This is a genomic window from Microbacterium sufflavum (assembly GCF_023101165.1).
Lineage (GTDB): Bacteria > Actinomycetota > Actinomycetes > Actinomycetales > Microbacteriaceae > Microbacterium > Microbacterium sufflavum.
Window position 1 is genome coordinate 2,688,021 of the sequence record NZ_CP078076.1, and the last position, 20,340, is coordinate 2,708,360.

The 20,340-nt window shown below is 70.3% G+C and carries 20 protein-coding genes; 12 read left to right on the forward strand and 8 right to left on the reverse strand.

Going from position 1 to position 20,340, the window contains the following annotated elements; all coding sequences use genetic code 11:
- Window positions 1-11: 11 nt before the first annotated feature.
- Window positions 12-494 (reverse strand): DUF3515 family protein, encoded by a 483-nt coding sequence (locus KV394_RS13005; protein ID WP_247981615.1) that lies wholly within the window; start codon window positions 492-494, stop codon window positions 12-14.
- Window positions 495-517: 23 nt separating this feature from the next.
- Here KV394_RS13005 and thiL point away from each other — a divergent pair, with 23 nt between their 5' ends.
- Window positions 518-1,513, forward strand: coding sequence for a thiamine-phosphate kinase (thiL, locus tag KV394_RS13010; RefSeq protein WP_247981616.1), 996 nt, complete (start codon window positions 518-520; stop codon window positions 1,511-1,513).
- Here the strand turns inward: thiL and rsmD are convergent.
- On the reverse strand, window positions 1,483-2,097 hold the full coding sequence (rsmD, locus tag KV394_RS13015) for a 16S rRNA (guanine(966)-N(2))-methyltransferase RsmD (protein WP_247981617.1): 615 nt from the start codon (window positions 2,095-2,097) through the stop codon (window positions 1,483-1,485). The genes thiL and rsmD overlap by 31 nt on opposite strands.
- Window positions 2,098-2,158: 61 nt before the next feature.
- Here rsmD and KV394_RS13020 point away from each other — a divergent pair, with 61 nt between their 5' ends.
- From KV394_RS13020 to mutM, 6 genes are all read left to right on the forward strand, one after another.
- Complete coding sequence (locus KV394_RS13020; protein ID WP_247981618.1) at window positions 2,159-4,333, forward strand: ATP-dependent DNA helicase RecG; 2,175 nt, start codon at window positions 2,159-2,161, stop codon at window positions 4,331-4,333.
- A 30-nt stretch (window positions 4,334-4,363) separates the two neighbouring features.
- Window positions 4,364-4,861, forward strand: coding sequence for a pantetheine-phosphate adenylyltransferase (gene coaD / locus KV394_RS13025; protein ID WP_136034542.1), 498 nt, complete (start codon window positions 4,364-4,366; stop codon window positions 4,859-4,861).
- A 114-nt stretch (window positions 4,862-4,975) separates the two neighbouring features.
- Complete coding sequence (locus KV394_RS13030; RefSeq protein WP_136034620.1) at window positions 4,976-5,470, forward strand: YceD family protein; 495 nt, start codon at window positions 4,976-4,978, stop codon at window positions 5,468-5,470.
- A gap of 2 nt (window positions 5,471-5,472) precedes the next feature.
- Window positions 5,473-5,682: a 50S ribosomal protein L32 gene (gene rpmF, locus KV394_RS13035; RefSeq protein WP_050721097.1), complete on the forward strand. Its 210-nt coding sequence runs from the start codon at window positions 5,473-5,475 to the stop codon at window positions 5,680-5,682.
- Window positions 5,683-5,692: 10 nt separating this feature from the next.
- Entirely contained in the window at window positions 5,693-6,385 is a 693-nt protein-coding gene (rnc, locus tag KV394_RS13040; protein WP_136034544.1) for a ribonuclease III, read from the forward strand.
- Complete coding sequence (mutM, locus tag KV394_RS13045; protein ID WP_247981619.1) at window positions 6,378-7,244, forward strand: bifunctional DNA-formamidopyrimidine glycosylase/DNA-(apurinic or apyrimidinic site) lyase; 867 nt, start codon at window positions 6,378-6,380, stop codon at window positions 7,242-7,244. The genes rnc and mutM overlap by 8 nt, the downstream gene beginning before the upstream one ends.
- Before the next feature lie 2 nt (window positions 7,245-7,246).
- Here mutM and KV394_RS13050 read toward each other — a convergent pair whose 3' ends face one another.
- The 4 genes from KV394_RS13050 to KV394_RS13065 form a co-directional block, all read right to left on the reverse strand.
- Window positions 7,247-8,569: an FtsX-like permease family protein gene (locus tag KV394_RS13050; protein WP_136037008.1), complete on the reverse strand. Its 1,323-nt coding sequence runs from the start codon at window positions 8,567-8,569 to the stop codon at window positions 7,247-7,249.
- Entirely contained in the window at window positions 8,566-9,261 is a 696-nt protein-coding gene (locus tag KV394_RS13055) for an ABC transporter ATP-binding protein (protein ID WP_247981620.1), read from the reverse strand. The genes KV394_RS13050 and KV394_RS13055 overlap by 4 nt, the downstream gene beginning before the upstream one ends.
- Window positions 9,262-9,359: 98 nt before the next feature.
- Window positions 9,360-10,439 (reverse strand): GNAT family N-acetyltransferase, encoded by a 1,080-nt coding sequence (locus KV394_RS13060; protein ID WP_247981621.1) that lies wholly within the window; start codon window positions 10,437-10,439, stop codon window positions 9,360-9,362.
- 131 nt (window positions 10,440-10,570) lie between these two features.
- Complete coding sequence (locus KV394_RS13065) at window positions 10,571-10,855, reverse strand: hypothetical protein (protein WP_136034554.1); 285 nt, start codon at window positions 10,853-10,855, stop codon at window positions 10,571-10,573.
- A 550-nt stretch (window positions 10,856-11,405) separates the two neighbouring features.
- Between KV394_RS13065 and smc the strand changes: the two genes are divergently transcribed.
- The 3 genes from smc to KV394_RS13080 are packed head-to-tail and all read left to right on the forward strand — an operon-like array spanning window position 11,406 to window position 16,406.
- The gene (gene smc, locus KV394_RS13070) at window positions 11,406-14,954 is read left to right on the forward strand and encodes a chromosome segregation protein SMC (protein WP_247981622.1); all 3,549 of its coding nucleotides are present in this window, start codon (window positions 11,406-11,408) and stop codon (window positions 14,952-14,954) included.
- A gap of 35 nt (window positions 14,955-14,989) precedes the next feature.
- Entirely contained in the window at window positions 14,990-15,862 is an 873-nt protein-coding gene (gene ftsY, locus KV394_RS13075; RefSeq protein ID WP_136034558.1) for a signal recognition particle-docking protein FtsY, read from the forward strand.
- A 43-nt stretch (window positions 15,863-15,905) separates the two neighbouring features.
- A complete protein-coding gene (locus tag KV394_RS13080) occupies window positions 15,906-16,406 on the forward strand; it encodes a DUF2004 domain-containing protein (protein ID WP_136034560.1) in 501 nt (166 codons plus the stop codon).
- A 20-nt stretch (window positions 16,407-16,426) separates the two neighbouring features.
- Here KV394_RS13080 and lipA read toward each other — a convergent pair whose 3' ends face one another.
- On the reverse strand, window positions 16,427-17,416 hold the full coding sequence (lipA, locus tag KV394_RS13085) for a lipoyl synthase (protein WP_136034562.1): 990 nt from the start codon (window positions 17,414-17,416) through the stop codon (window positions 16,427-16,429).
- Window positions 17,413-18,066 (reverse strand): lipoyl(octanoyl) transferase LipB, encoded by a 654-nt coding sequence (gene lipB / locus KV394_RS13090; RefSeq protein WP_136034564.1) that lies wholly within the window; start codon window positions 18,064-18,066, stop codon window positions 17,413-17,415. The genes lipA and lipB overlap by 4 nt, the downstream gene beginning before the upstream one ends.
- Window positions 18,067-18,159: 93 nt before the next feature.
- Between lipB and KV394_RS13095 the strand changes: the two genes are divergently transcribed.
- Complete coding sequence (locus KV394_RS13095) at window positions 18,160-18,747, forward strand: TetR/AcrR family transcriptional regulator (protein WP_247981623.1); 588 nt, start codon at window positions 18,160-18,162, stop codon at window positions 18,745-18,747.
- A gap of 36 nt (window positions 18,748-18,783) precedes the next feature.
- On the forward strand, window positions 18,784-20,340 hold the full coding sequence (gene ffh / locus KV394_RS13100) for a signal recognition particle protein (RefSeq protein WP_136034568.1): 1,557 nt from the start codon (window positions 18,784-18,786) through the stop codon (window positions 20,338-20,340).

The following is a 20,340-nucleotide window of genomic DNA, read 5'->3' on the forward strand; positions in this document are numbered from 1 at the left end:
CCCCGCGGCGCTCAGCCCGCGGGGAACTCCACGCGGTCCGTGCACTGCGCGGTCGCGGGCGCCAGGCCGGACTGGATGCTCGATGAGAGGGTGTTCACGATCGACTGGAAGTCGATCTGCTCGCCGCGGCGGATGATGACCTCCACCGCGGGCTCGCGCCCGTAGGTGACGAGGCGCTGCCGCTCCTCCTCCTGATCGAGCACCAGCCAGTCGACGCCGCCGAGCGTCGTGCAGACGAGCGCCGATGGCGCGGGGGGCTCCACGCCGCAGCGCAGCACGATCGTGGGGTCGCCCCAGGCGCCCGTGGCCTGCGCGTCGGTCCACACCCGGTCGAACCCGTCGACGCTGTCGGGGAGCAGCACGGAGACGGAGGCGCAGCCCGGATCGTTGGCGTCGTCCGCGGGTTCCAGGTGGACGGTGGTCGAGCATCCGGTGACGACGGCGGCGAGGGCGATCGCCCCGGCGACGGCGGTGAGACGACGAGAACGGGGCATGCATCCAGGCTACCTTTGACGACATGCACTCCCGACCCGATGCCGACGACCCGCGCCTGGCAGAGCTCTCGGAGGGACGCATCCTGCGGTCGATCCTGAGCCGCACGACCCCGGGCGCGCACACGCTCCTCGGGCCGGGTGATGATGCGGCCGTGATCGCGGCGCCGTCGGGCTCGGTCGTCGCGACGACGGACACGCTGGTGCACGGTCCCGACTTCCGACTGGCGTGGTCCAGCGGGCATGATCTCGGCTGGAAGGCCGCGGCCGTGAACCTCGCGGACGTCGCGGCGATGGGAGCGCGTCCGACCGCGCTGCTGGTGGCACTGGCGGTGCCGCGCGATCTGCGGCTGTCGTTCGTGGAACGGCTGGCCGACGGATTCCGCGATGCGTGCGCGGCGCTGGCGCCGGGGTGTGCGGTGGTGGGCGGCGACCTGACGGTGTCCGATGTGCTGACGGTGGCGGTGACCGCTCTCGGTGACCTGGAAGGGCGGCCTCCCGTCACGCGGGCGGGTGCGCGACCCGGTGACGTGGTCGCGGTCGCCGGCGAGCTCGGTCATGCCGCGCATGGGCTCGCGGTGTTGTTCGGGCGCTTCCGCGACGGCGACGCGCCGATTCCGGTCGACCCGTCCCTGCTCGGACCCGGGGAGAGCGCGGCGGTGGCTGCGCAGCTGCGTCCGTCACCGCCGATCGGGCTGGGCGTGGTGGCCGCGGCGGTCGGGGCGACCGCGATGATGGACGTCTCCGACGGGCTGGCGCTCGACGCGCGGCGGATGGCGGATGCCTCGGGGGTGACGATCGCGCTGGAGCGCGCCGAGCTCGGTGACTTCCCGGAGCGGGCGCTGGCGGGCGGGGAGGATCATGCGCTGCTGGCGAGCTTCCCGGACGGGATCCTGCCCCCGGGGTTCCGGGCGATCGGCACCGTGCGGGAGCGCGCGGACGAGAACCTGCTCTGCGACGACCTCCCGGTCGACGTCAGCGGCTGGGACCCCTATCGCGACTGGGACTCCGTGGCGGGCTGATCCTGTTCCGCAAGCGCGGCCTCGCCCGCGCGTTCGCACCACCAGAGCGCGGTGTCGCCATAGGTCTTCTCGCGGAACACGTGCAGTCCCGCCGCCTCGACGTCCGGACGGGTGGAGCGACGGGCACGTTCGACGATCAGCACCGCGTCGTCGCTCAGGAGCGGCGCGAGGGCGATCAGGTCCGCGGTCATGGCGGCGTCATCGAGGTCGTACGGCGGGTCCGTGAACACGAGGTCGTAGGGCCCCGTGGCGCGGGCCAGGTAGGAGCGGACGCTCGCTTCGTGCACCCGTGCCGGCGGCCGGTTGCTCGCCCTGGCCACGGCTCCCGCGTTACGGCGCACGACGGCCGCGGCGGGGCGACCCCGCTCGACCAGGTCGGCGGTCGACGCTCCGCGGCTGAGCGCCTCGAGCCCGAGGGCACCTGAGCCGGCGTACAGGTCGAGGACCCGCGCGCCGTCGATCGCATCGAGCGACTCGAGCGCGGCGAACAGCGACTCCCGCACGCGATCGCTCGTGGGCCGCGTCCCCGCCCCAGGAACCTCGAGACGGATGCCGCGCGCGCGGCCTGCGATGATCCTGGTCACCCGTTCACGATACGACAGGGGGCGACGACGTCGTGTCGGTCGCGTTCTCTAGACTCGGAGCATGTCGCTCACGCTCGAATCCTCGCTGGAGGAGGCCATCGGCGCGGCGTCGGCCAAGACGCTGGGTCGCGCCTTCGGCATGAAGACCGTGGGCGATCTGCTGGGCCACTATCCGCGGCGCTATGCGGATCCGGGGGAGCTCACGCCGATCCGCGATCTCCCGATCGGCGAGACGGTCACGATCGTCGCCGAGGTGCTGTCGTCGAGCTTCCGTCGTATGCGCAACCGACCCGGCGCGATGGTGGACGTGATGATCGGCGACGGGGTGGGTCGCATGTCCTTGACCTTCTTCGCGAAGAACATCGGCGCGGCCGAGTGGCGGTCGAACGATCTCGCCGTCGGCCGACGCGGGGTCTTCTCCGGCAAAGTGGGCGAGTTCAACGGCGTCACGCAGTTCGCGCATCCCGAGTACGAGCTGTTCGATGATGAGGATGCGGCGCGCCGTCGGGCCGACGCGCGGGCAGCGGTGCCCATTCCCATCTACCCGGCGACGTCGGCGATCCAGACGTGGCAGATCGCCCGCCTGGTCGGCCGCGTGCTGGACGGGCTGACCGAGGTGCCTGAGCCGCTGCCCGAAGAGGTGCGTCGCGGCGAAGAACTGCTCACGGCGCGGGAGGCGCTCGAGCGCATCCACCGCCCCCGCACGCGCAACGACATCGACCCCGCGGTGCGCACCCTCCGCATGCACGAGGCGCTGACCCTGCAGACGGCGCTGCTGCAGCAGCGCCAGGCGGTGCGCGCCCTGGCGGCCACGTCGCGCCCGGCTCACCCCGGTGGGCTCCTCGAACGGTTCGACGCTGCGCTGCCGTACACCCTGACCCCCGACCAGGAGACCGTGGGCGCGCAGATCGCGCACGACCTGGTCGGTGCGTGGCCGATGAACCGGCTGGTACAGGGCGAGGTCGGCTCGGGAAAGACCCTCGTCGCGCTGCGCGCCATGCTGCAGGTGGCCGAGAGCGGGGGACAGGCCGCGTTGATCGCCCCGACCGAGGTCCTCGCGGCCCAGCACCTGCGCTCCATCACGAAGATGCTGGGCCCGCAGCTCGCCCCGCTGCTGATGCCGACGCTGCTCACGGGTCAGCTCCCCGCGGCCGAGCGGCGCAGGGCTGCGCTCCGGGTCGCCTCCGGGCAGTCGCTCATCGTGGTCGGGACGCACGCGCTGCTGGGGGAGAAGACCACGTTCGCCGATCTCGGGCTCGTCGTTGTCGACGAGCAGCACCGCTTCGGTGTGGAGCAGCGCGAGGCGCTGCGCGCGAAAGGATCCAGTCCGCACGCGCTCGTCCTCACCGCGACGCCGATCCCGCGCACGGTCGCGATGACGGTCTTCGGCGACCTCGACACCTCGGTCATCCGCACGATGCCCGCCGGTCGCGCCGGCATCGAGTCGTACGTCGCTCCGCTGGCCGAGCACCCCGGCTGGTTCAACCGCGTGTGGGAGCGGGCGGCGGAGGAGATCGCGCAGGGTCGACAGGTGTTCGCGGTATGCGCGGCGATCGACACGGCGGCGAAGACGGCGGAGGCGGGCGAGCAGGAGCTTTTGGCCCCGGAGGGCGGGAAGGGGCCGCGCTGGGGCGTCGTGCAGCTCGACGAGGCGCTGGCCACGCATCCGACGCTCGGCGGCCTCCGGCGCGCGGTGCTGCACGGGCGCATGCCGTCGGAGGAGAAGGATGCGGTGATGCAGTCCTTCGCCCGCGGCGACATCGACCTGCTGCTGGCGACGACCGTGATCGAGGTCGGGGTCGACGTGCCCAACGCCTCGACCATGATCGTGCTCGATGCCGACCGCTTCGGGGTGTCGCAGCTCCATCAGCTGCGCGGACGTGTGGGTCGTGGCGGCGTGCCGGGGTTGTGCCTGCTGGTCACCGAGGCCGAGGAAGGCTCCGTCGCGCGGGAGCGGGTCGATGCGGTCGCCGCGACCCTGGATGGGTTCGCCCTGGCCGAGGTCGATCTGGAGCTGCGGGGGGAGGGCGACGTGCTCGGTGCTGCGCAGGCGGGCGTGCGCTCGTCGCTCAAGCTGCTCAGGGTCGTGAAGGATGCGGCGCTGATCACCCGCGCGAGGGAGCTGGCGGAGGGGATCCTGTCCGACGACCCGGAACTCGCGCGCCACCCCGGTCTCCGCGACGCCATCGGTCGCCGCGTGACGGACGAGGACCGCGCGGCGCTGGCGAAGAACTGACGCCGTTCGGCCGTGCCCTAGGCTGGATGCATGAGCAGCAGGATCGCCGTCGTCCCGGGTTCGTTCGATCCGCCGACCCTGGGTCACCTCGATGTGATCCGCCGCGCGGCCGCCCTGTACGACGAGCTGCACGTGCTGGTGGTGCACAACCCCGGCAAGGAGGCGATGCTGCCGATCGCGCAGCGGCTGTCCCTGCTCGAGCGCTCGATCGCCGAAGACGGCATGCAGGGCAACATCGTGATCGGCTCCTGGAGCATGGGTCTCCTCGTCGACTACGCGCGCGACGTGAACGCGGGCGTGCTGGTGAAGGGGATCCGCTCGCAGGTCGATGTCGCGTACGAGTCGCCGATGGCGATCGTGAACCGTCACCTGGCCGACATCGAGACCGTCTTCCTGCTGCCCGATCCCGCGCACGCCATGGTGTCGAGCTCGCTCGTGCGCCAGGTCGCGTCGCTGGGGGGAGACATCGCGCCGTTCGTTCCGCCGGCCGTCGCGTCGTTCCTCGACACCGGTGCGCGCGGCCTCTGAGGCCGCCCGTCCGGCCCGGTCGCAGGGAGACCCCGGTAGCATTGAGGGGTGCGTTCCCGACTCAACAGCCCCTTCGTGCTCCCCGTCCGTGACATCGTCCGGCGTCCGGGGGAGATGCGCGAGCACACCTTCACGGTGACGCTCCCCGAGCAGTGGGGGGAGGGCATCGTGACCTTCGAGTCAGGCTCCGAGCTGGATCTCGACGTGCGTCTGGAGTCGGTTCACGAGGGCATTCTCGTGTCCGGTTCCGCGGATGGAGAGTACGTCGGCGTCTGCGGCCGCTGCCTCACCGACATCTCCGAGCCTGTCGAAGTCGAGTTCCAGGAGCTTTTCGCGTATCCTGGTGAGGAAGAAACTGACTTCGAGGTTCAAGACGACCACGTGGATCTTGAAACTCTCGTCAGGGATGCGGCCGTATTGTCGCTTCCATTTCAGCCGGTGTGTCAGCCGGATTGCCTCGGGCTCGACCCGGTCACAGGCGAGAGGCTGACCGAGAGCACCGGGACGGAGCAGGCCGCTCCCATCGATCCTCGATGGAGTGCGCTCCAGCAGATCACAGACCAAGACGGCACGGCAGAGAGCCGTGCCGCCGAGAAAGAAGAGAGCTAGTCATGGCTGGTAACCCCCCGAAGCGCAAGGTCTCCCGTTCGAACACCCGCTCGCGTCGCGCGCAGTGGAAGGCGGAGGCTCCGGCGCTCGTCAAGACCGTCGAGAACGGCAAGGTCGTCTACAGCCGTCCGCACCAGGCGAAGGTCGTCACCGACTCGCAGGGCACCGAGCTCTTCCTGGAGTACAAGGGCCGCAAGGTCGCCGACGTCTGAGTCGCGTACCGTGACGGAGGTCCCCGGGGGGACGAGACCTCTCCCAGCAAAGCTCCGCGTCGACATCGACGCGGAGCTTCTGGAGTTGGCGCTCACCCATCGCTCCTACGCCTACGAGCACGGCGGCATCCCGCACAACGAGCGCCTGGAGTTCCTCGGCGACTCGGTGCTGGGGCAGGCGGTGACGGTGATGCTGTTCACCACGCACCCCGACCTCGACGAGGGCGAACTGGCCAAGCGGCGGGCAAGCGTCGTCTCGACGGTGGCCCTGGCCGAGGTGGCCCGCGGTATCGACCTCGGAAGTCATCTCTTGCTGGGTCGCGGTGAGGAGCAGACGGGCGGTCGCGACAAGGACTCCATCCTGGCCGACACCATGGAGGCCGTGATCGGCGCCACCTACCTCTCCGCGGGGCCGGAGGCGGCGACCGAGCTGGTGCTGCGATTGACCGAGCCTCTGCTGGCGGACCCGGAGCGCTACGGCGCCGCGATGGACCCGAAGACCAGCCTGCAGGAGCTTGCCGCCCGGGTGGGTGCTACGCCGCCGCAGTACTCGGTCGAGGCGAGCGGACCGGATCACGACCGTCGCTTCACGGCCACGGTCGCCGTCGGAGACGTCGAGATGACCGGCACCGGAAGCAGCAAGAAGACCGCGGAGATGGCGGCCGCGCTCAGCGCCTGGCGCGTGCTCAACGAGCGTGCCTGAGCTTCCCGAGGTCGAGGTGGTCCGCGCGGGCCTCGCCCCGGCCGCGGTCGGCGCGACGATCACGGCCGTGAGCGTCTTCGACGAGCGCGCCCTCACCAGGCACACGGCGGGTGCTGCCGACTTCGTGCAGCGCCTCGAGGGGCGTGCCTTCACGGCGGCGATGCGTCGCGGCAAGTTCCTGTGGCTTCCCCTCGATGACGACGGGGAGTCGGCGCTGATCGCGCACCTCGGCATGAGCGGACAGCTGCTGCTGCGGGGTCCCGACGCTCCGTCCGAGCGCCATGAACGCGTGCGCCTCGGGATCGAGCATCCCGTTCACGGTGAGCTCGCGGTCGTGTTCGCGGATCAGCGCACGTTCGGCTCCCTCGCCGTCGACGCCTTGGTGGAGCACGGGCCCTCGCGCGTACCGACGCAGGTGGCGCACATCGCGCGCGATCCGATGGACCCGTTCTTCGACGTCGACGCGTTCCGACGGGCTCTCGCTCGCCGGCACAGCGCGGTCAAGCGGGTGCTGCTCGACCAGGGCGTCGTGAGCGGTATCGGCAACATCTATGCCGACGAGTCGCTGTGGGCCGCGCGTATCCACCCCGAGACGCCGGCCGATCGACTCTCGACTCCGGCCGTGCACCGTCTGCTCACCGAGGTCCGCACCGTGTTGGCGAAAGCCCTCGCCGAGGGCGGGACCAGCTTCGATGCGCAGTACGTCAACGTGAACGGCCAGGCGGGTTATTTTGCCCACTCCCTCAATGCCTACGGCCGCGGCGGGGAGCCGTGTCCGCGGTGCGGCGGCGCCATTCGGCGGGTGTCGTTCATGAACCGGTCGTCCCACTTCTGCCCGACCTGCCAGCGCCGCCGCTGAGGTCACACCGGCTGGAAGGCTCGCCCGAGGAGCGGCCGCGTCGCCCAGGTGCTCGCCCACACCAGCCCGATCCCGGTGACGAGAACCACGGCGATGGTGGCGATCGAGACGGGCGCCGTGATCAGTGCGATTCCGAGCAGGGGAAACACGAGGAACGCGGCGCAGAGGGCGGAGCCGAGGGAGGTCACGAGCACCGGGGCGACGATGGAGCGTCGGCGGGCGCGATCGATCATCTCCATCGGCATCCCCAGCTGGTGCAGGCTTCGGTGGAGGTCTCTCTGATCGATCACGTCCGCAGCCTGATTGACGCCCACGGATGCCGCCACCATGAGGAACGATCCGATCAGGGTGATGATGAGTCCGGTGCGGATGTCGGCGGCGAGCGTCGCGTCGGCCCCGGATGCACCAGGACCGTCGATCTCCGCCATGAGCGCGACACCGGTCCCCGCGAAGACGGCCATGAAGCTCGCCATCGCGATGCCACCGACCTGACGCCACGCAGCTTTCGGCGCATCCAGGACGATGCGGGCCGAGAGCATGCGGTCGGGCTCCTGTGCCCGGCGCAGGCTCGTGCGTGCCCAGATCGACAGTGCCCAGGGGCCGACCAGGTTCAGCACGGCGAGCGCCGCGGCGTAGAGGCCGCACAGCACGATGACGGCGATCATCCCGCCGGCGATGGCGGGAACCGCCTTGATGAGCACGAAGGCGATCGCCAATCCCCCCACGGCGATCACCGCACGGATCCAGTGCATCTTGGTGACGACGGCGCGAGTGCGCACTCCCAGCGGCGAGATCACCACGCGGCGCAGACCGATGGAGGCACTCACCACGGCCAGCAGCAGCACCACGGCGACCACGAGGAGGATCGGAACGGGTGGCAGGAGCACAGCATCGAACCCGAGCGGTGCGCCGCGGAACGGGATCAAGCCGATGAGCGGACTGATCGCGAGGTGACCCGCTACCCCGATCGCGGCGCCGACGGCTGCCACGAGCAGCGACTCGGCCACGGTGGCGACCGTCACCCCCGCGGGTGTGACACCGAGCAGGCGGAGTGTCGACAGCCTCTCGTCGCGACGGCGCGCTGACAGTCGGGCGGCCGCACCGCCGAGGGACATGAGCGGCACGACGAGGAGGACGAGAGCGATGCCAGCGAGTGCCTGGTAGAGGGCAGCACTGTCATCGGACCACCGCCAGAACGACTGCGCACCGCCGATCACTGTGAGGACCAGGGTGGTGACGATGCCGAAGGCGACGACGGGGAGCACGAGGACGCTGTTCTCTCCGCGGGCCGGCCGCAGGAGGAGCGTCAGCACGCCGGCGTTCATGCGTCCACCGCCGAGGAGACGACGCGCCCGTCACGCACGGCGACCGTGCGGGTGCAGCGTGCCGCGACGTCGGCGTCGTGCGTGACCACCACCAGAGTGCGTCCCTGGCCGGTGGTCGACCACAGCAGTGCATCCATCACCTCTGCGGAGGTGTGCGAGTCGAGCGCGCCGGTCGGCTCGTCCGCGAAGACGATCTCCGCCCCCGTCGCCTGCGCGCGCGCGATCGCGACACGTTGCGCCTGACCGCCGGAGAGTTCGCCGATGCGTCGATCCTCCATTCCCGCCAGTCCGAGCGCGGCAAGCCAGGAGGCGGCGTGCGGGATGGCATCCTTCTTCGCCACGCCGTTGATCATGGAGGCCAGGGCCACATTCTCGACCGCGGTGAGCTCGGGGATGAGGAGTCCCTGCTGGAACACGAAGCCGAATCGTTCGCGACGCAGGCGCGAGCGCGCGGATTCCCCGAGTGCGGTGACCTCGACGGGCCCGCCGGCGGACGGGTGGAACGTGACGCTGCCGGCGTCGGGGGCCGTGATGCCCGCGAGCACGTGCAGCAGAGTGGTCTTGCCCGATCCGGAGGCGCCCATGATGGCCACGGCTTCTCCCCGCTGCACGGCGAGGTCGATGCCGGCGAGGGCGCGCGTGGCCCCGAAGGTCTTGGCGAGAGCGTGAGCTTCGATCACGAATGCGTTCATGATTCCAGCCTTCCCGCGCGCGGACCCCACGTCGTCGGCCGTCCGGATGACCGTCCCGGAGCGGAGTCATCCAGGAGGATGACTCCGCTCCCGCGGGATCAGAGCTTCTTCTGCCACGCTCCCGCGTACGAGACCGGGCGGAACCCGATCGCCTCGTTGATGTCGAGCATCGGCCGGTTCTCCTCCGCGTTGAAGGTGGAGACCACGGTGGCATCCGGCACGAGCTCACGCCAGCGGAGCAGGTTCGCGCACTTCACGATCATGCCCAGACGATGCCCGCGGTGGTCCTTGGACACCAGGGTGCCGAACTGATGCGTGACGCCGGTGCGCTCCGCTCCGATGACCAGCTCGTTGTACGCGACGATGTCGCCGGTGGGTACGTGCTCCACGGCGACGACGGACACCGTCTGCCCGGCGCCCGTCAACCGCGCATCTCGCCGGGCCACCCGGTCGGCGTCCCAGACCTCCGCGACGAAGTCCATGTCGCCGCTCGGAGCGTCCGTCGACAGCCGCGCCAGCACCGCCGCGTACCCGGAGCGGAGCTCGGGCGGTGTGGGCAGCAGCCACTCCACCACGCGGTAGTCGGGTCCTGCCGCCTGCGTGGCCTCGGCCAGAGCGGCCTCCAGAGGAGCGGGGTCCGCGCGCAGGTCGAATTCACTGTTGCGCTCGACCTGCTCCAGTGTGAACCCGTGGGCGTCGAGGAGGTCGCTCAGCGGCGTCGCCGGAATGCGGCCCCATCGGGTCCGAGGAACCAGCATGCGAGATGTCTCCTCCGGACGATGCAGGCTCCAGATCTGCAGCACGCTGCGCCCGCGGGACCGTGCCTCGCTCTCGGCTCGCGCGAGGAGCGCGTCCTCGATGCCTCGGCCCCAGTGTGCGTCAGACACGAGCAGGTCGACCTCGGCAGCGTTCGCGTCCGCCTCCTGCGCGAAGGACACCGTCACCATGCCCACGATGTCGGCACCGTCGCGGGCGACGAAGCCGAGGTCGAGGGAGTCGGTGTCGTCTTGCCAGCCCGGGAGCATCTGCGCGGCATCCGGCGCGAGATCCGGGATACCGACCTGCTCGTCGCAGATCTGCCGGTTGAGTTCGCCGTACGCGCGGAAGTCGGCGGCGTCGTCAGCGTCGAGCGCGGCGGGGACGGTCAGCGGTGAGATGGTCAGTTCCGCGATGGTCATGTCGGTTCCTTCGGGGTGGCGGGCGGCTGCGGGGGAGACGGCGAAGGGCCGTCCACGGTCTCCTCCGCCCACGGACGGGGCGGAGGAGACCGATGGTGCGGTGTCGACGGCGTGCGAAGCGGTCATGCGGATCAGCGCATTCCCCGCTGCATGTCGAACATGAGCATGGCGTTCGACTCCGCTGCGGAGCGGTGACGCTGCTCTCCGACGAGGAACAGGTCGGCCGGGTCGAGGGTCAGCCCTCGGCGCGGCCGCCGCGGCCGCTGAGCCCGCTGGAGCAGCCAGAGGCCGATCCGGAGGGAGAGGCGGTCGGTCAGACGGAGCTGTCGCCGTTCGTCGTCGCGGGGGAGGGGGAGGACCTCACGGTCCTCGATATCGGGCGGGTGGGTGGTGCTGCGGTACAGCGTGGTGTTCACGATGATTCCTTCGAGGTTGCGTGATGGGAGGGGGTGCGGAAGCACCGGCGCAGGCCGAGGATCCGGCCGGAGACGGTGCGGACGGTGGCGACCGCTCGGGGATGCGCTGACGCGAGAATGCGAGAGCGCGTGCCGAGGGTGGCAGGGAATCCATGACTCCGCGGTGCGGGTCAGAGGGTGGTGGCGCGGGGGAACCGGCAGGACGGATGGCCTCGGAGAGGCGTCACATCCCGGGCGACGGTTCTAGCAGATCGTGCCGAGGCGGTCGCCGGCGGTTACCGAGTACGCACGGTTCGGCGCGCTGTGCGCGGGCGCGGTGCGGCCGTTGGCCTTCGCGGTGTGCTGAGTGATCATCATCGGTAACCTCCTTTCGTGTGGCGATCCGGAGGCCAACCGTAGCGAAACTCTCAGCCGATCGTCAAGCATTTCGTGCTAGCGCCGGCGTGTCGCCGCCGGAGGAGCTCGCTCCGAGACCCGCGCGGGATCCGTGGGAATCCGCGCGATTCCGGTAGCGTAGCGACGTGATTCTCCCCCGACGAGCGGTGCCCGCATGCATCTGAAGAGCCTGACGCTCAAGGGGTTCAAGTCGTTCGCCCAGCCGACGAGCTTCGTCTTCGAGCCCGGCGTGACCTGCATCGTGGGTCCGAACGGCTCCGGCAAGTCCAACGTGGTCGACGCCCTCGCCTGGGTCATGGGGGAGCAGGGCGCGAAGACCCTCCGCGGCGGCAAGATGGAGGACGTCATCTTCGCCGGCACCTCCACGCGAGGGCCCCTCGGGCGAGCGGAGGTGCAGCTCACGATCGACAACGCCGATGGAGCACTGCCGATCGAGTACGCCGAGGTCACGATCAGCCGCACGCTGTTCCGCAACGGATCGAGCGAGTACGCGATCAACGGCGAGGGCTGCCGACTGCTCGACGTGCAGGAGCTCCTGAGCGACTCGGGTCTCGGCCGCGAGATGCATGTGATCGTGGGTCAGGGGCGCCTCGACACCGTGCTGCAGGCGTCGCCGGAGGATCGCCGTGGCTTCATCGAGGAGGCGGCGGGGATCCTCAAGCACCGACGCCGCAAGGAGAAGACCCTCCGCAAGCTCGACGCCATGGAGGCCAACCTGACGCGTCTGAGCGACCTGGCCGGTGAGATCCGGCGGCAGCTGAAGCCGCTGGGCCGTCAGGCCGAGATCGCCAGGGAGGCCCAGACGATCGCGGCCGTGGTGCGCGATGCGAAGGCCCGGCTGTTCGCGGACGACGTGGTCGCCCTGCGCACGGCCCTGGCTGACCACACCCGCACGGAGCAGGAGCGTCACACGGAGCGCCTCGTGCTGTCGGATCAGGCCGAGGCGGTGCGTGCGAGCATCGCGCGGCTCGAGAAGGACCAGAACTCTGTCGCCGTCGATGCGGCGCGCGGCGTGGCCTTCGGGCTCGAGCAGGTCCAGGAGCGCATGCGGGGGCTGTACACCCTCGCCAATCAGCGTCTTGCTCTGCTCGGCTCGGAGGAGGACGATGCCGCCGTGACCGCGGTCACGGTGACGCAGGCGACGATCGACGAGGCGAAGGACGACATCGACACGATCTCCTCGGGGCTGGGCGATGCGCAGGATGCCGCGGTCGCGGCGAGCCGTGAGGTCGTGCACGCCAGGGCGGAGCTCGACACGCTCGACGTCGACATCGCGGAGCAGAGCGCGCTCGTGTCGGAGTATGACATGCGCCTGACGGCCCTGCGCGGTACGGCTGATGCGGCGGCGTCGGCCCTTGCCGCGGTGCGTGGTGCCGTGCTGCGCCAGGAGAATGCGCTCGAAGCGGCGAACGAACGGCGGCGGGAGGCGGCGGAGGCACTGGAGGCGATCGAGGACGCCGAGGCACCGCAGGGCACAGCCGTCGAGCACGCTGCCGCCTATGAGAGCGCGCAGCGGGCGGCGACGGCGGCGGAGGCCGAGCGCGAGACGCTGCGCGAACGGCTCCACGCCGCGGAGCGCGAGGTCGACTCGCTCACGGCGAAGGCGGCGGCGCTGAGCAGCGCGCTGTCGCTGTCCGGTGGTGCCGCCGAGATCGTGAAGGCCGGTGGCGCGGGAGTCCGCGGACTGGTCGGCGACGCGGTGCAGGTCAGGCCGGGGTTCGAGGCGGCGATCGCCGCGGTCCTCGGTCCGCTCGCGGAGGGCGTGCTGATCGACAGCGCGGACGCCGCGTTCACGCTGGCTGCCCTGGCCGCGGCGGAGCGCCGTGGGGTCGTGGATTTCGTGGTGGCGGATGCGCTGCGCCCCGAGTCGACCGCGCATCCCGTCGACGGTGTCACGTCCGCGATCGACGTGGTGACCGCACCCGACGGCGTCCTGGGCATCCTGTCGCATGTCCTGATCGCCGAAGACCTCGATGCGGCGCGCTCGGCGCGAGCCGCTCTGGACGCGCTGTCCGACACGCGGACGACGATCGTGACGACCAGCGGCGAGGTGATCACCGCGCAGACGCTGCGCACGGGCTCCGGTGGTGAGCGGTCGCGTCTCGAGCTCGCGGCCGAGCGCGACGCGGCGACGGAGCGGCTCGCCGAGATCCAGATCGTCGTCGACTCGCTCCGGGAGGCGCGGATCGAGGCGGACGAGCAGGTGGAGGCGACACGGCGTCAGGCCAAGGACGCGTTGCGGGCGCTGCGCGAGCACGATGCCGCCCTGGCCACGCACGCCGAGCAGGTCAACCGCGTCACGGTGCGGCACGAGTCCGCCGTGGCCGAGTGCGAGCGCCTGGAGTCGGGGCTCGCGCAGGCCCAGGCTGCAGTCGCGGATGCCGAGGCGAAGGCGGAGTCGGCCCGTGCGGAGCTCGACGAGGCCGTGGCCGCGCCGCGTCCCGTGCTGGACGCGTCTGCCCGCGACGGTCTGCTCGAGGCTCTCGAGCTCGCCCGCGAGGGAGAGGTGCGCGCGCGGCTCGAGGTCGAGACGCTGCGCGAGAGGGTGCGTGCGGCGCAGGCGAGGGTCGCGACGCTCGAACGGCAGCGCGAGCAGGAGCGGGACGCCGCCGCCGAGGCCGCCCGCCGTGCAGTGATCCGTCGGGCACAGCGGGAGGCCGCCTCCGGGGTGGCAGAGGAGCTTCCGCGCATCCTTGACTCGCTCGACCGCTCGGTGACCGAGGCCCGTGTGGCTCTCGCCGAGGCGGAGGCCGCCAGAGCAGCGCAGAACGAGGAGCTGGTGGCGCTCCGGAAGCAGGAGACGTCGCTGCGCGAGCGGCTCGCCGGCCTCACCGAGAGCGTGCACGGCCTGGAGCTGCAGATCCACGAGAAGAAGCTCCACCTGCACAGCCTGCTGGAGCGTGTGTCCTCCGAGCTGTCGCTCGACGAAGATATTCTCGTTGCGGAATATGGACCTGATCAGCTCGTTCCTCGCGATCCCGGAGTGGAGCCCCCTGCGGACGAACTGCTCGACGACACGGCGATCCCGTTCGATCGTCGTATCCAGCAGCGCCGACTGGCCGAGGCCGAGCGGAAGCTCGCCCAGCTGGGCCGCGTCAATCCGCTCGCGCTGGAGGAGTTCGCCGCGCTCGAGCAGCGCCACGCCTTCCTGACGGAGCAGCTCGCCGACCTGACCCAGACCCGTCAGGATCTGCTGACGATCATCGCGGACCTCGACGAGCGGATGCAGACCATCTTCGCCAGTGCGTTCGAGGACACCAAGGAGGCGTTCGGTCAGGTCTTCCCGCTGCTGTTCCCCGGTGGGACGGGGAGCATCTCCCTGACCGACCCGGACAACATGCTCACGACCGGCATCGAGGTCTCGGTGCGGCCCGTCGGGAAGAAGATCGAGCGCCTGTCGCTGCTCTCCGGAGGGGAGCGGTCGCTGGCCGCTGTCGCGCTGCTGGTGGCGATCTTCAAGGCGCGTCCCAGCCCGTTCTACATCCTCGACGAGGTGGAGGCGGCTCTCGACGATGCGAACCTCGGCCGGCTGCTCACCGTGTTCGAGCAGCTGCGGGAGACATCTCAGCTCCTGGTGATCACGCACCAGAAGCGCACGATGGAGATCGCCGACGCGCTGTACGGCGTCTCGATGCGCCAGGACGGTGTGTCCGCTGTCGTCGGTCAGCGCGTCGGTGACCGCGCCGCCGCCGCGGCGAGCTGACCGGCGTAGCGAACCGCTACCCGTAGGCTGGGGGGATGGCAGAGAAGTCCTGGTCTCTCGGTCGCGCCCTGCGCGGCATGTTCGTCAAGCCCACGATCGATGAGACGACGTGGGAAGACCTGGAGACCGCCCTGATCACGGCCGACTTCGGGCCGGACATCAGCGAGCGCATCGTCGACGAGCTCCGCGACAAGGTCGCGAAGTACCGCACGACCGACCCCCGCGACCTCCAGCGCATGCTGCGCGAGACGCTCGAGGAGCACTTCGCGAAGTTCGACACGACGCTCAAGCTCACCGAGCGCCCGGCCGTCGTGCTCGTCGTCGGCGTCAACGGGGTCGGGAAGACCACCACGATCGGCAAGTTCACCAAGTTCCTGCGCGGCTACCAGCGCAGCGTCGTGGTGGGGGCCGCCGACACGTTCCGTGCCGCCGCCGTGGACCAGCTCGCCACGTGGGCGCAGCGCGGAGGGGCGGCGATCGTCCGCCCGCAGCACGAGGGGCAGGACCCGGCGTCTGTGGCGTTCCAGACCGTGGAGTACGCCAAGCGCGAGGGCATGGAGATCGCGATCATCGACACGGCCGGTCGTCTGCACACCAAGGGCGGGCTGATGGACGAGCTCGGCAAGATCCGCCGGGTCGTGGAGAAGCAGGCCCCGATCAGCGAGGTTCTGCTGGTTCTCGACGCGACGACGGGGCAGAACGGGGTCATGCAGGCGGAGACGTTCCTGCAGCACGCCGGTGTCACCGGGCTCGTGCTGACCAAGCTCGACGGGTCGGCCAAGGGCGGCTTCGTTCTCGCGGTTCAGGAGCGCACCGGGATCCCGGTGAAGCTGCTCGGACAGGGCGAGGGCATCGACGATCTGACCGGTTTCACCCCGCACGTGTTCGTGCAGGCGCTGGTCGGCTGACACAGGGCTACCGCCCTGAGCACGAGGCTGGTTTCATAGCGTTATGGCGATCGAACACGACTACTTCGGACTGCTGTCGTCGGGCCCCGACGGCTCGATCTTCTGGTCGGAGACCGTCGAGCTCGGTGACCAGAGCGTGACGGTCGACCTCACCGCTCCGGACCAGGACGACGTGTCCGCTGATGCCCTCGACATCGCCGCCGCGCTGATCGCGGGACTGGAGAACGTCGACGCCACGGCCCGCCGCGGCATGTTGTCCGAGGTGGATGACCGGACGAGCGAGGTGACCGAGTACATCCTTCAGCAGCAGGAGGCCTTCGGCGACGACCTGCCGGACGTGCTGGTGGACGTGTCCGGCGATGCTGCGGTGGACATCATCCGCTCGCTGCGCCTGATGAGCATGACGATCCTGGCGGACGAGCATGGCGGGTCCGAGCCCTTCGCGGTGCTCGAGTACGCGCTCGACGACAGTGCGACCGACGACGTGCTGCTCGTGAACCTCGGCTCGGACGGAAGCGTGCAGTCCGTGATGAGCGCTGACTGACCCGGCGCTCACCCCGCAGGTCACACGGCCTGGGCGAACCCGAGGTCGGCGCCCTCGGCGATGTGCGCGAGGTGCGGCGGGATCTCCCGCCCCTTCGAGACCATGGACTGCGCCCAGAGGCGTCCGGCACGGTACGAGGAGCGCACCAGCGGTCCGGCGAGCACCCCGAGGAAGCCGATCCGCTCCGCCTCCTCCTTGAACTCGACGAACTCGGCCGGCTTCACCCAGCGGGCGACGGGGAGGTGCCGCGGCGACGGCCGCAGGTACTGCGTGATGGTGATGATGTCGCAGCCGGCGTCGTGAAGATCCTGCAGGGCCTGCACGACCTCCTCCGGCTCCTCGCCCATGCCCAGGATCAGGTTCGACTTGGTGATGAGTCCCGCGTCGCGCGCCTGGGTCAGCACTCCCAGCGAGCGCTCGTAGCGGAAGGCCGGCCGGATGCGCTTGAAGATGCGCGGGACGGTCTCGACGTTGTGGGCGAACACCTCGGGCCGGGACTCGAACACGACGCCGAGCTGATCCGGGTCGCCGTTGAAGTCGGTGGCGAGCAGTTCGACGCCGGTGTTCGGGTTGAGGCGATGGATCTGGCGGACGGTCTCTGCGTTGAGCCAGGCACCGCCGTCGGGAAGGTCGTCGCGGGCGACGCACGTGACGGTGGCGTAGCGGAGGTTCATGCGCACGACGCTCTCGGCGACGCGGCGTGGCTCGTCGGTGTCGTAGTCCGCGGGCTTGCCGGTGTCGATCTGACAGAAGTCGCAGCGCCGAGTGCACTGGGATCCGCCGATCAGGAAGGTCGCCTCGCGGTCCTCCCAGCACTCGAAGATGTTGGGACAGCCCGCTTCCTGGCACACGGTGTGGAGGTCTTCGCTCTTCACGAGCGAGTGGAGGGCGGTGTACTCCGGCCCCATCTTGGCCTTGGTGCGGATCCACTCGGGCTTGCGCTCGATGGGGGTCTCGGCGTTGCGGATCTCGAGTCGGAGGAGCTTCCGGCCCTCGGGGGCGGCGGTCATGCGGGGACTCCCGTCCGTGCGATGTCGGTGTATTCGGCGAGGAAGGCGGCGCGGACGGCGTCCACGAGGTCGCGGGGTTCGACGACGGCTCCGGAGACCTCGCTGACCGTGGTCACACCGGCGTCGGTGATGCCGCACGGGATGATGTCGCGGAACGGTGCGAGCGAGTTGGCGCAGTTGATGGCGAAGCCGTGCATGGTCACGCCCTGCTGCACGCGCACCCCGATGGCGGCGACCTTGTCCTCGGAGAGGGGGCGGCGAACCCACACCCCGCTGCGACCGGGCACCTGGTAGCCGTCGACGCCGAACGGTCGCAGGACGTCGATCAGCAGATGCTCGAGCCGGCGCACGTGCGCGACGACATCCATGGGCTCAGGGAGGCGGACGATCGGGTAGCCGACCAGCTGCCCCGGGCCGTGCCAGGTGATCTTGCCGCCGCGGTCGACGTCGACCACGGGGGTGCCGTCCTGCGGTCGCTCGTGCGGCTCGGTGCGCTTGCCCGCCGTGTAGACGGCCTCGTGTTCGAGCAGGATCAGCGTGTCCGGACGCGCGCCGGAGAGCACATCGGCGTGCACGCGGCGCTGCAGGTCCCAGCCGTCGAGGTACGGCACGGGGGTCGGGGAGAACCCGGGGGTGAGGATGTCGAGCATGGAGTCTCGCCTCCGAAATAGTTGGATTGCGTCTAAGAATACGCCCTGTGGTGACTCCCGAGCGCGACTCGCCGCGCGCGGTAGCGTGAGGGTATGAACTCCACCGGCCGCGCTGGCCGCCCGAAGGCGTCGTCGCGCGAGACGCTCGCGGAGGCGGCGTGCGAGCTGTTCCTGGAGCGCGGGTACGACGCCACGTCGGTCGCCGACATCACGCAGCGCGCCGGGGTGAGCCGCTCCAGCTTCTTCAACTACTTCACCTCCAAGAGCGACGTGCTGTGGTCCGCCGTGGACGAGCGCATCGAGGAGGCCGTCGACCGCCTGCAGGGTCTCGGGCGCGAGGCGGACGGCGACGCCGTGCGCGGGATCCTGCGGGGCATCGTGCGGGACTTCGCGCCGGACCCGCTCGCGCTCGCTCTGCGCAACGCCGGCGCGATGGGGCTGCAGGAGGAACTCGTCCGCGACACCGGTGTGCGCCTGGCGCGGCTGTCGGAGGCGATCGCCACCGCGGCCCGTGGCTCCGGCGTCGACGTGATCAGGGCGGACATCCTCGGCGCAGCCCTCGCGGCCGCCGTGTTCTCCGCGTTGCGCGTGTGGGCCGAGCAGGGCGCGGGGCGCGGAACCCCGCAGGCCGTGCTCGACGACGCCCTCGGCGCGATCCACGACCTCCCGTGGTCCGGCTGAGCGAGTCGTCGGCGCTCGCGTAGAATCGGGAGCACCATGGCTACCTTTGGAACGCTCTCCGACCGTCTCACCGAGACCTTCCGCAACCTCCGCACGAAGGGGAAGCTCACCGCCGCCGACGTCGACGGCACCGTGCGCGAGATCCGTCGCGCGCTGCTCGACGCGGACGTCGCTCTTGCGGTCGTCAAGGACTTCACGGCGAAGGTGCGCGAGCGCGCGCTCGGCGACGAGGTCAACAAGGCGCTGAACCCCGCCCAGCAGGTCGTGCAGATCGTGAACGAGGAGCTCGTGCAGATCCTCGGCGGGGAACAGCGTCGTCTGCAGTTCGCCAAGACGGCGCCGACCGTCATCATGCTCGCCGGGCTCCAGGGCTCCGGAAAGACGACGTTCGCCGGCAAGCTCGCGAAGCAGCTGGAGGGGGAGGGGCACACCCCGCTCCTGGTCGCCGCCGACCTGCAGCGTCCGAATGCCGTCAACCAGCTGCAGGTCGTCGCGGAGCAGGCCGGTGCGACCGTGTACGCACCCGAGCCGGGCAACGGCGTCGGCGATCCGGTGAAGGTGTCGCGCGACGGCGTGGAGCACGCCCGTCGCCAGCAGCATGACGTGGTGATCATCGACACCGCCGGACGCCTCGGTGTCGACGCCGAGCTGATGAAGCAGGCCGCCGACATCCGCAAGGCGGTCGACCCGGACGAGGTGCTGTTCGTCATCGACGCGATGATCGGTCAGGATGCGGTCAACACGGCGAAGGCCTTCCAGGAGGGCGTCGACTTCACCGGCGTCGTCCTGTCGAAGCTCGACGGTGACGCCCGCGGTGGTGCGGCGCTCTCGGTCGCCTCCGTCACCGGCCGGCCGATCATCTTCGCCTCGACCGGTGAGCGCCTCGAAGACCTCGAGCCGTTCCACCCCGACCGCATGGCGAGCCGCATCCTCGACCTCGGCGACATCCTGACCCTGATCGAGCAGGCGCAGCAGGCGTTCGACGAGGAAGAGGCGCTGAAGGTCGCCGAGAAGCTCGCCAACGAGGCCTTCACGCTGGAGGACTTCCTCGAGCAGCTGCAGCAGATGAAGAAGATGGGCTCGATGAAGAAGATGCTCGGCATGCTGCCGGGCATGGGCCAGATGAAGCAGCAGCTGGAGGACTTCGACGAGCGGGAGATCGATCGCACCGAGGCGATCATCCGCTCGATGACGCCGGGGGAGCGGCGTAACCCCAAGATCTTGAACGGGTCGCGTCGTCTGCGCATCGCCCGGGGCTCCGGCATGACCGTGACCGACGTGAACCAGCTGGTGCAGCGTTTCGACCAGGCGGCGAAGATGATGAAGACGGTCGCGCGCGGTGGCACGCCGAACATCCCCGGCATGGGTCCCGTGCCCGGCATGGGCAAGCCGGGAGCGTCGTCCAAGCGCGGCAAGAAGGGCAAGGGGTCTCAGGGACGCTCGCGCTCGGGTAACCCCGCCAAGCGGGCGGCCGAGAACGCTGGCCTGGCAGCATCCGCCTCCGCGAACGGCTCGGGCTTCGGTCTCGGCGGAGCTCCTGCGCCCACCGAGGCGGATCTCGCCGAGATCCAGAAGCTCTTCGGCAAGAGCTGA